Annotated in this window: 7 protein-coding genes; 3 read left to right on the top strand and 4 right to left on the bottom strand. The window is 58.2% G+C overall.

Annotated features, from left to right (window positions below; all coding sequences use genetic code 11):
* A partial coding sequence (locus tag ACSZO1_RS11365) for an autotransporter domain-containing protein (protein ID WP_437612573.1) occupies positions 1-2,500 on the top strand: 2,500 nt, incomplete at its 5' end.
* Positions 2,501-2,813: 313 nt separating this feature from the next.
* Positions 2,814-4,256, top strand: coding sequence for an AMP nucleosidase (locus tag ACSZO1_RS11360; protein WP_437612571.1), 1,443 nt, complete (start codon positions 2,814-2,816; stop codon positions 4,254-4,256).
* Between the two features lie 91 nt (positions 4,257-4,347).
* On the opposite strand, the gene ACSZO1_RS11355 is transcribed toward ACSZO1_RS11360, so the two are convergent.
* The gene (locus ACSZO1_RS11355; RefSeq protein ID WP_437612569.1) at positions 4,348-6,525 is read right to left on the bottom strand and encodes a TonB-dependent siderophore receptor; all 2,178 of its coding nucleotides are present in this window, start codon (positions 6,523-6,525) and stop codon (positions 4,348-4,350) included.
* Positions 6,526-6,759: 234 nt separating this feature from the next.
* On the opposite strand from ACSZO1_RS11355, the gene fes reads away from it, so the two are divergent.
* Positions 6,760-8,073, top strand: coding sequence for an enterochelin esterase (gene fes, locus ACSZO1_RS11350; protein ID WP_437612567.1), 1,314 nt, complete (start codon positions 6,760-6,762; stop codon positions 8,071-8,073).
* 17 nt (positions 8,074-8,090) lie between these two features.
* Here fes and ACSZO1_RS11345 read toward each other — a convergent pair whose 3' ends face one another.
* The 3 genes from ACSZO1_RS11345 to fepD are packed head-to-tail and all read right to left on the bottom strand — an operon-like array spanning position 8,091 to position 10,943.
* Positions 8,091-8,909, bottom strand: a complete 819-nt coding sequence (locus ACSZO1_RS11345; RefSeq protein ID WP_437612565.1) for an ABC transporter ATP-binding protein — start codon at positions 8,907-8,909, stop codon at positions 8,091-8,093.
* Entirely contained in the window at positions 8,909-9,943 is a 1,035-nt protein-coding gene (gene fepG / locus ACSZO1_RS11340) for an iron-enterobactin ABC transporter permease (RefSeq protein ID WP_437612563.1), read from the bottom strand. The genes ACSZO1_RS11345 and fepG overlap by 1 nt, the downstream gene beginning before the upstream one ends.
* A gap of 10 nt (positions 9,944-9,953) precedes the next feature.
* Positions 9,954-10,943, bottom strand: a complete 990-nt coding sequence (gene fepD / locus ACSZO1_RS11335; RefSeq protein WP_437612561.1) for a Fe(3+)-siderophore ABC transporter permease — start codon at positions 10,941-10,943, stop codon at positions 9,954-9,956.
* Between the last annotated feature and the right edge of the window lie 4 nt (positions 10,944-10,947).

Below are 10,947 nucleotides of genomic sequence, written 5' to 3'. Positions count from 1 at the left end.
GCAGGATAGCTTATCGGTAGCTAACCGTCCCTCCATCCACATGACCAAGCGTTGCACTTATTATCTGAATTCGCGAACACGCATCAGCCCGCAAGGGTCATTACTGGTGGCATTAACGGCTGCCCAGGGTATGTTTCTTTCGCCGCTGGCACAGGCCATCAGCTCTGCCACTCCTGATATGTTAATTAATTACAACAGCGGCCTCGTCGGCTGGTATGCCAATACTAACGGATACAGCAGCGCACGAACCCTGCTGGAAGTCACGTCCAGTGGCACTCTGCATAATAATCTGACCCTTTACGGTACCTTTACCAGCACCGATGGTTACGTCCTGCACAATATGGGTACTATGGCCGGGTTTACCAATGACGATCTGCTCTCTGCCAGCAGCGCAGATTCCGCGCTGTCCGCCGTCATTTTCAATGATGGTGGCATAATGGGCACCATAACGAATAATGCCAGTATGATCGGCACCAATGCCTACGGCATTCAAAACAGTGGCTCGCTGAGCATGCTGAATAATGTCAGTGATGGCGTGATCAGCGGCATTGCCGGTGTGTATAACACGGGTAATATCACCGCGATCACCAATGACGGTACCATCAGCGGCAGCAGCGCCGGGCTGATCAACAGCGCCGGAGGCACCATCGGGACACTGACCAACAATGGCACCCTCAGCGGCAGCAGTTACGCGATTGCCAGCGATTCGCTCTCCAGCATCGGCACGATCATTAACTCAGGTACCATCGCCGGTAATATTGCGTCGGGCACACCACTGACCATCGCGGGCAGCAACAGCGGTGTCGGCACGCTGACGGGCAGCAACGGCCAGGTGGGTAATATTTTGCTGGATAATACCGATCTCAGCTTCAGCGGCGGTAACCTGTACCTGAATGATCATATCCAGACCCAGGGCGGCAGTGTCACCAATTCAGCCGCCACCCTGCTGGTGGATAATGCGCTGAATATTGACGGCAGCTACATTCAGTCCTCTGCCGCAGCGCTGGTGCTGGGTGTGTCGGACAGCGCAGTGGCAAATGGCAATGCCACCACCGACAGCGGTTACGGGCGGTTGATCGTCTCCGGTTCCGCCATTGTCGATGCGGGTTCAACCATCGCCCTGCTGCGTAGCGGAAACAGCTATAACTTTGCCAGCGGACAGCGCTATGTGGTGATTGATGCCGCCAGCACCGGCACTGACTACCACAGCAGCCATCTCAACTATCAGGCCATCGGTTACACCGACAGCGTCACTGGCAGCACAGTGACCAGTGACGGACGCAGTGCCCTTGTGGTAAGTCTGGGTTCCTGGAACGCGCCTGGCGATAACGGCAGTACAACACCGATTACTCCGGTGAAACACACGCGCTGGGCCACCAGCGGCAATGCCATTTCCTCGCTCAATGGCCTGGCCAGCCATTCCGGCATCGGCAGCGGCATTCTCGATTTGTATAACGCGTCACTGGCGATCGATAACCAGGCCGAAGCGAACCGGGTTGGCGAACGCCTCTCCTCCACGCAGAATATTAATGCCAGCGCCGCGACAGCCGCTGCATCGGACGCCGCTTTTGCCGTCGTCGGCAACCATATCAATGCACAGCGTAATCCGGACAGCAGTGACATCAGCGGTGTCGCGACCGGTGAAGGCGATGAAGGCTGGATGATCTGGGGTCAGCCATTCGGCGGCTTCGCCCAGCGTGGCACCAGCAGTGAAGTCAGCGGCTATCGGGCAAAATTCGGCGGCCTGCTGCTCGGCGCGGATCGTGCGCTGGGTGACAGCTGGCGCAGCGGCGCGGCGCTGACTTACAGCATCACCTCTGTGCATGGCGAAGACAATCTGGCGGGTAACCGCTCCACCGCCAGCAACTACGGTGTGATTGGTTACGCGGGTTATACTGGCGAGCCATGGTTTGTGAATCTCTCCGCCGGACTGGCGCACCAGAACTACAGCACCCTGCGTCAGGTGAGTTTCACTGGCTATCAGGACAGCGCAAACGGCAACTTCAACGGCAATTCCGTCACCCTGCAAACTGAAGCGGGCTATCCGCTGGCACTGGCGCGCGACACAGTGCTGACGCCACTGGCGAGCCTGGCGTGGAGTTATCAGCACCTCGACGGTTACCAGGAGAGCAGCAGCAACGGCATGGGCCTGACGGTCGATGCGGCACATGCTCAGTCGCTGACCAGTGATATCGGCGCGCGTCTGGAGCATGCCATCGCCACCGGTTTTGGCAACCTGACGCCTTATCTGCAACTGTCATGGATCCATCAGTATGACAACCGCCAGATGAGCAGTTCAGCCAGCTACAGCGCCGATACCCTTGGTGAAACCCGCTTTACCACCAAAGGTGCCGCGCCGGTGAAAGATATGGCTGGCGTCGCGCTGGGCAGCACGCTGTATCAGGCTGGCGATACCAGTCTTGATGCACGTTACGATCTGCAGCGCGGTGAAAATTATCAGGCCCATACCTTCAGTCTGCGCCTGAGCAAACAGTTCTGATGCCTTAACGGCTGATCCTCTCTTACTGACATTTCTGCGCTATCCCCTTCCCCCACGCCGTAGGGGAAGGGGTGCAGCAACGAAGATTCAGCGTCGTTGCTGCACCCACCACAGTCTTCCCCCATTGCATGCGGGAAGGAGCAGCCTGAGCCTGACTTGCTGTTTGTTTTTATCTTCGCTGACCAGCGTGATCACAAGCGGCCGTATCACCTGAGCGGGTTTTGTTACTGCCGACATCGCGTTATGCTGTCCTCAGCAACACCGGTGTCATACCCGGCAGAGACAATCAGGATAAGGGCAATCAGGAGAGAATATGAACGGTCTTACGGTTATCGAGGCGCTGGATCGACTGGAGTCGATGTACGATGCGACGGTCAACGCCCTGCGTGACGCCATTACCACCTATATTGCGCACGGCGAGCTGCCGGATGCTACCCGGCGGGCGCAGGGCCTGTTTGTGTATCCCGAGCTGCGCGTCAGCTGGCAGGGCAATGCGGCAGATCACCGCCTGTCCCGCGCGTATGGTCGCTTCAGCCGCGCCGGATGCTATGCCACCACGATTACCCGTCCGGCGTTGTTCCGTGATTATCTGCAAAAACAGCTGGAGATGCTGGCGGGCGAGTACCCGATTACGCTGGAAGTGCGTCCGTCACAGCAGGAAATTCCCTTCCCATATGTGCTGGACGGCTCAGGTTTAGTGCTTGACCGCTCAATGAGCGCCGGTATCGCGCAGCACTTCCCCACCACCGAACTGGCGCTGATTGGCGATGAGAATGCCGACGGTATTCTGCACCCGGAAGAGCCTTTCCCGCTCTCTCACTTTGATGCGCTGCGCAGCGACTTCTCCCTCGCGCGACTCAAGCACTACACCGGCACGCCTGTCGAGCATTTCCAGTCCTGGGTGCTGTTTACCAACTACACCCGCTATGTCGATGAGTTTGTGCGCTGGGCCTGTGAACAGATCGCCGATGCTGACTCGCCCTATCAGGCACTCTCCTGCGCAGGCAATATTGTGATTACCGCCGACACGCCGAACCCGCAACAGACCGTCTCCGATCTGGCATGGAAAAACCACCAGATGCCCGCCTGGCACCTGATGATGGCCGATGGTCAGGGGATCACGCTGGTGAATATTGGCGTCGGCCCGTCGAACGCCAAAACCATCTGCGACCATCTGGCGGTACTGCGTCCGCACGCATGGCTGATGATTGGTCACTGTGGCGGCCTGCGCGAAAGTCAGACCATTGGCGACTATGTGCTGGCGCACGCCTATCTGCGCGACGACCATGTGCTGGATGCGGTGCTGCCGCCGGATATTCCGATCCCCAGCATCGCCGAAGTGCAGCGCGCGCTGTTTGATGCGACTAAGATGGTCAGCAATATGCCAGGCGAAGAGGTGAAACAGCGGTTGCGTACCGGAACGGTGGTCACCACCGACGACCGCAACTGGGAACTGCGCTATGCGGCTTCCGCTCTGCGCTTTAACCAGAGCCGCGCGGTGGCGGTCGATATGGAAAGTGCCACCATAGCCGCACAGGGTTACCGTTTCCGCGTCCCCTACGGCACGCTGTTATGTGTCTCCGATAAGCCGCTACACGGTGAAATTAAGCTGCCGGGTCAGGCCAACCGTTTCTATGAGGGGGCGATTTCCGAGCATCTGCAGATTGGTATCTGCGCCATTGACCTGCTGCGCGCCGAAGGCGACCGCGTCCACTCGCGTAAACTGCGGACCTTTGTCGAGCCGCCATTCCGTTAATGTGGGGAACACGACGCGCCCGGGAGATGGGCGCGTTGCAGGCACCCGTTTTCAGCCCTCCCCCATTATGGCGGGAGGGCGGCAGAGCGGATTACCAGCTGTAGCTGACGGAACCGACAACAGTACGTCCGGTGCCGTAGAAGCAGGCGGAAGTATTGCTGCAGGACGCAACATAGTGCTTGTCGGTCAGGTTATTGACATTCAGCTGCACGGTGGTGCCTTTCAGTGCAGAAGACGCCGCACCCAGATCATACTTCGCCATCACGTCATACAGCGTATATTTCGGGACAGTATTGGTGCCGGTGGAGTCGGCGCAGGTCATTCCGGTGTAACGCACACCCGTTCCGACCGTAATGCTATTCAGCACACCATCGAGGAAGCTGTAGCTGCCCCACGCCGATGCCGCATGACGCGGAATACTGGATGGCGTGTTGCCAACCTGTGCCGCCGTGGTGCTTTCCTTGGTTTCGGAATCCATATAGGTGTAAGACGCCATCACATTAATTTCCGGCGTCAGCTGGCTGCGCAGCTCGGTTTCCACCCCTTTGGTACGCACGCGGCCAATCTGCTCGTAGTAACCCAGCGTGCTGTTATACGCGCTGATGTTTTTCTGATTCAGGTGGAATGCGGATACCGTCAGCGAGGTTTCGCTTCCTGCAGGCTGGAATTTCACCCCCACTTCCGCCTGTTCACCAGTGGTTGGTTTCAGCGGATCGCCGCCCGGCTTACCGCTGTCCAGCACTGGCTCAAACGAGGTACTGTAGCTGATATAAGGCGAAATACCGTTATCAAAGGCATACAGCAAACCTGCGCGACCGGTAAATTTATTATCATTGACCTGCGTCTCAGTATCACTGGTACGATCCAGCGTTTTTACTTCTGACCAGTCATGACGGCCTGACAGCAGCAGATTCCACTGATTCCACTCCAGCTGATCCTGCAGATAAACGCCAACCTGATTCAGTTTTTTGTGATCGTCAGTCACCAGGCTAAAGGTGCTCTCATCGATACTGACGCGGGTTGGGTTTGCCCAGTCAAGATCGTACTGCGAACCGCTGTCGCGCCACAGTTTGCTGTCTTTGTCGCTCCACTTATAGTCGAGGCCAGTCAGAACCGTGTGTTTTACCGCTCCGGTATCAAACAACGCTTTAAACTGGTTATCAATGCCCAGTTCATCCGTTTCGATTTTGTCATGCTGCGGACGGCGGCCAATCACCGTGTTCGATTCATTCCAGGTATACACCAGGTACTTATACGACTCATGCATTTTGGTGTAACGCAGGTTCTGCTGGAATGACAGCCCATCATTAAAGTTGTGCTCGAAAATATAGCCAACGGATGTCTGTTCACGTTTCGCCTGGTTATAGCTCGCATCGCTGACGTTAAAGTCGTAAGGAATGTACTGGCCGTCACCTGCCACCACGGTGCCGATATACGGCAGGAAGTTACGGAATCCGGCTTTTGGTTCATTGGTGTAGCTGGTCAGTAAAGTAATGCTGGTGTCTTCATTCGGCAGCCAGGTCAGCGCCGGGGCAATCGCCATACGCTGTTGTTTATTGTCCTTCACGGCCTCATGCTTCGTGCTGGCAACACCGTTCAGGCGATAAAACAGCGTATAGTCATCATTCAGTGCACCACCAAAATCAAACGCCGCTTCCGCCAGATGCTGGTTGCCGCTGCTGAACTGCACTTTATGGATGCTTTCCGCCGTTGGGCGTTTGCTGGTCATGGCGATAATCCCGCCAGGGTTAACCTGACCATACAGCACCGATGCCGGACCGTGTACCATTTCCACGCGTTCTAACAGCCAGGGATCGATCTGCCCCGCTGCCCCACCCTGTCCGGAGATACCGTAACTCAGACCATCGAGGAATTTCGGCGCATAGCGGAAACCACGGCTGATCACTTCATCGTTACGGTTAGAGCTGCCGCGATAGTTGTTCACCACACCGCTGGTATAGCCCAGCGCATCAGCGACAGACGGCGCGGCCTGGTCGTCCAGCTGCTTGCGGGTGATCACTGAAACGGCCTGCGGCGTTTTGCGCAATGGCGTTGCGTTTTTGGTGCCTGCGGCACTCTCTTTCGCCACAATCGTGTTCTGCGCCGCCGTCACGCTCTCTTCGCTGGATGCGGTGACCGTCATGCTGCTTTCCGTCGCCGCCATGCTCTGGGAAAACGGTATAACCATCAATGTTGAAGCCAGTAACACGCGCTTGCGCACGGTGCCAGCATATAATGCGCCGAAGCTGAGCGGCTGCTTTTTACCCATATCCTTATCATCCCCGTTGTGACTGCTTATTAAATTTATGGTCTGACGCACAGGCTCCAGCCGCGAAATCGCGCCTTGCCACAGAGAGAAAAGATCGCCTCTGGCTGGAGCCGCAGGGATGCTATTGGAAGTGAAAATGATTCTCAATCATATTCGTATTAGTATTTCTTAAGTCAATTTTCGAAGACATAGTGTTACTCTCTGTTGCGAAAAGTAACGAGGGAGAAGTGACTGATGGCAGGTAAAAATCGTATGCCGGCATTGCAGCCAGAGGGAAGCGCAGCACGCTTGCTGGCGGCGGACAATCGCGGCCAGCAAGCATGGTGGCAACAGCTGGCGCAGATCGGTACACCGCTGGTGGAGGCACAGTCAGGCAATGACGTGACGATGAGTTATTTCTGGCGAGATCCGGCAGGCAATGAGCACACGTCGCCCACAGTGAAGGTTTATATCGATATCAACGGCATCACCGATCACCACAGCCCGGACCCGGAACACATGCAGCGTATCGCTGGCACCGATATCTGGCACTGGTCAACCGTGGTCGATGCGCGCTGGCGTGGCGGGTATAATCTGATCCCGATTGACGCCAGCAAGCTGCCTCCGGAATACAGCGATGACCCGGCGACCGCCAGTCAGCAGCAGCGCGAATGGTGGATGACACTGCTGCTGGAGCATACCATTGCCGATCCGCTCAATCCGCTGCGCCCGCATTTTAACAGTCGTCGCAAACCGCTCTCTTCCGCCCATATGCCACACGCCCCGGTGCAGGCGGGCTGGCAGGCTTATGATGCAGGCGAGGCGGTGGACGCTGATGCGGGACGATTGCAGCGTTTTCACTGGCAAAGTACCCTGCTGGCGAATCAGCGACCAGTCTGGCTGTATACCACCGGCGACACCGCACAGCCTGATCAGCGCCCGCTGATTATTATGCTGGACGGACAAAACTGGGCGCAGAATATCCCGATCTGGTCGGCCCTCGACAGTCAGACTGCTGCGGGCCTGTTGCCTGCCGCCTGCTGGCTGTTTATTGACGTGATCGACCTTGCGCACCGTGGTCAGGAGTTGCCCTGCAACGAACCATTCTGGCAGGCGGTACAGCAGGAGTTACTGCCGCAGGCCAGACGTTACGCCACATTCAGCGAAGAGGCCGATCGCACCGTGGTCACCGGGCAAAGCTACGGCGGACTGGCGGCATTGTACGCTGGCCTGTTCTGGCCGCAGCGCTTTGGCCGCATCCTCAGCCAGTCGGGCTCCTTCTGGTGGCCGGACCCTGAGCTGCTGCGCAACAATGCCGAAGAAACCGGCTGGCTGACCCGTCAGGTGACGTCGGGTGACGCCGCCCACTCCGGCCTGACGATTTTTATGGAATCCGGCACCACGGAAGCGGATATCGGCTATGTAAACCAGCAAATGTTGCAGGCGTTAAAAAGCACCACACATCAGGTCAGTTACCGCGAATATATTGGCGGCCACGACAACCTGTGCTGGCGTGGCGGTCTGATTGACGGACTGCAGGCGCTGCTGGCCGGGTTTATCCGCCGCTAGCGTTGTTTCCCCCGGCGCTATATGGCAGGCGCCGGGTGATAACGTCCGCACGGCACAATCAGCGGCGTATGTGATACCGGGTCATCAATAATGACACTGCTCATACCAAACACCTGCTGCACCAGTTCTGCGCTGATAATCTCCGCCGGTTTGCCCTGTGCCACAATCTGCCCGCTGTGCATCACAATCAGATGATCAGCATAGCGACAGGCCTGATTCAGATCGTGCAGTACCGCAATCAGCGTATGCCCGGCCTGCTGGTTCAGCTGACGAAACAGATCCAGCAGTTCAATCTGGTGGGCGATGTCCAGCCAGGTGGTAGGTTCATCCAGTAACAGCAGCGGTGTCTGCTGCGCCAGCACCATCGCCACCCATACCCGCTGACGCTGACCACCGGACAACTCATCCACGCTGCGATCCGCCAGCTGGGCGACATTGGTCGCCGCCATCGCGGCATCGACCGCCTGCCTGTCGGCATCGCTCCACTGTTTCAGCAGGCTCTGGTGCGGATAACGACCACGCGCCACCAGATCCGCCACGCTGATGCCTTCCGGCACAATGGCATGCTGCGGCAGTAAACCCAACTGACGCGCCAGCGCTTTAGTGCCCAGCTGATGAATCTCTTTGCCGTCCAGCAGCACCTGCCCGGCACGTGGTTTCAGCAGGCGACACAGCGCGCGCAGCAGCGTCGATTTACCGCAGGCGTTGGGGCCAATAATCACCGTAAACTGTTTGTCGGGAATGCTGACGCTAAGATCGCTGGCAATCACTTTCTGTTCATAAGCCAGCGTCAGGCCTGATGCCTGAAGACGGCTGGCGGTGGAAATAGTACTCATCAGCGACGGGACTCCCGAATCAACAACCCAATCAGATATACACCACCAATACTGACGGTGACCGCGCCAACCGGCAGCTGGATGCCATTAAAACTGTGCTGGGCGGTGATATCCGCCGTCAGCAGCAGCAGTGCCCCCGTGGTGGCTGCAGAAAACAGTGGTACGGCACTGGCACGGGTCAGACGGCGGGCAATCTGCGGCGCGGCCAGGGCGATAAACGAAATCGGCCCGGCCGTTGCGGTGGCCGTTGCGGTCAGGATAATACCGCACAGCATCAGCCACAGGCGGCTGCCCTCGGTATTAATACCCAGCGCACGCGCACTGTCATCGCCCATCTCCATCAGTTGCAGACGACGCCCCAGCAGCAGCACCAGCATCAGTGTCAGCGGAATCGCGATCAATGCTGGCTGCCCTTTCGCCCAGGTCAGGCCATTCAGTGAACCGGCGGACCACAACGCCGCCGTCATCGCGCTTTCCAGCGAACTGGTGACCATCAGCCAGCTGTTAAACGCCGACAGCAGTGCGGCAACGCCAATGCCGACAATGATCAGGCGAAAACCGGCAATCCCCTCACGCCACGCCAGCAGATACATCAGCGCTGCCGCGACAATGCCACCCACCAGCGCCCCGGCGGCAATCTGATAGTAATTGCCCTGCAGAACAATAATCACCACCAGTGCACCGGTCCACGCACCGGTATTAAAACCGACGATATCCGGGCTGCCGAGCGGATTGCGGATCGCCGACTGAAAAATCGCGCCGCTCATGCCTAACCCGGCCCCCAGTACCAGCGCCAGCAGGATGCGCGGAGCACGCCACTGACTGACGATGGTCACCATGCCCGGCGTACCCTCCCCCTGCAATGCCAGCCAGACCTGCTGAGGCGTCAGGCTGAGCGTGCCGTAGCACAGCGCAAACAGCGCCAGCAGCAGCGCCAGCAACAGCAGCGTGCTGTTGACCAGCACCACCCGCAGCGGGATACGCAGATTGATTGCGCCAGCGGAATTCCCCAGCAGCAGCGTCCTGGTGGTCATGCCAGCCTCCTTAATGCTTACGTTGCCGCACCAGCCAGATTAAGACTGGTGCGCCAATAAATGCGGTCACCACCGACACCCGTAACTCCCCCGGTGCGACCAGTCGCCCGGCGATATCGGCCAGCAACAGTAATATCGGTGCCAGCAGGAACGAACCGATGACAATCCAGCGCTGATCGGTGCCAAACCACCAGCGCGCCACATGCGGGATCATCAGGCCAATAAAGCTGATGGGGCCAACCAGCGCCGTGGTGGAACCGCACAGGATCATCACAGTCATTACCGCCAGCAGACGCACCAGCACCACTCGCGTCCCCAGCGCCGTGGCGATCTCCTCGCCCATACTCAGCGTGTTCAGCGCCCGCGCCGACACCAGCGCCAGCACCGCTCCGGCGAGGATCACCGGAGCCACCAGCGCAATATGGGGCAATGAACGAATATCGAGGGTGCCGACCTGCCAGATACGCATTTGATCGAAGGTTTGCGGGTTGATCAGCATTAACGAGGTGGACATCCCCATCAGCACCGCGCTCAGCGCGACACCGGTCAGCGTCAGGCGTACCGGACTGACTTTACCACCGCCGATAGAACCGATCAGCCACAGGGCAATGCTGGCGAGCAGCGCGCCACTCCAGCCAAACAGCAGCCATCCGCCGATGCCGCTGACGCCGAACAGGCTGATACCAATCACTATCGCGAAGCTGGCACCGGCGTTAACGCCGAGGATACCCGGGTCGGCCAGCGGATTGCGTGTCAGTGCCTGAATGACCGCGCCGGCGCCACCCAGCGCCAGTCCGGCAAGAATCCCCGCCAGCGTTCGCGGCAGGCGTGCATCCATCACAATCACGCTGTCGGCGTTATGCAGCTGGCCGCTCAGACTGAGCCAGACATCCTGTGGCGAAATAGCTTTTGCCCCGAGCAGCAGACTGAGCAGGCAGATAATCACCAACAGCAGCAGCAACGCGCCCGCTAACAACAGCTGGCGCGGTAATACAGTCATTGTT

Origin of the sequence: Erwinia sp. V71, assembly GCF_965644245.1 — a bacterium.
GTDB lineage: Bacteria > Pseudomonadota > Gammaproteobacteria > Enterobacterales > Enterobacteriaceae > Erwinia.
The sequence above is the reverse complement of the archived record's forward strand: the minus strand, read 5'-3'. Positions and strand labels throughout refer to the sequence as shown.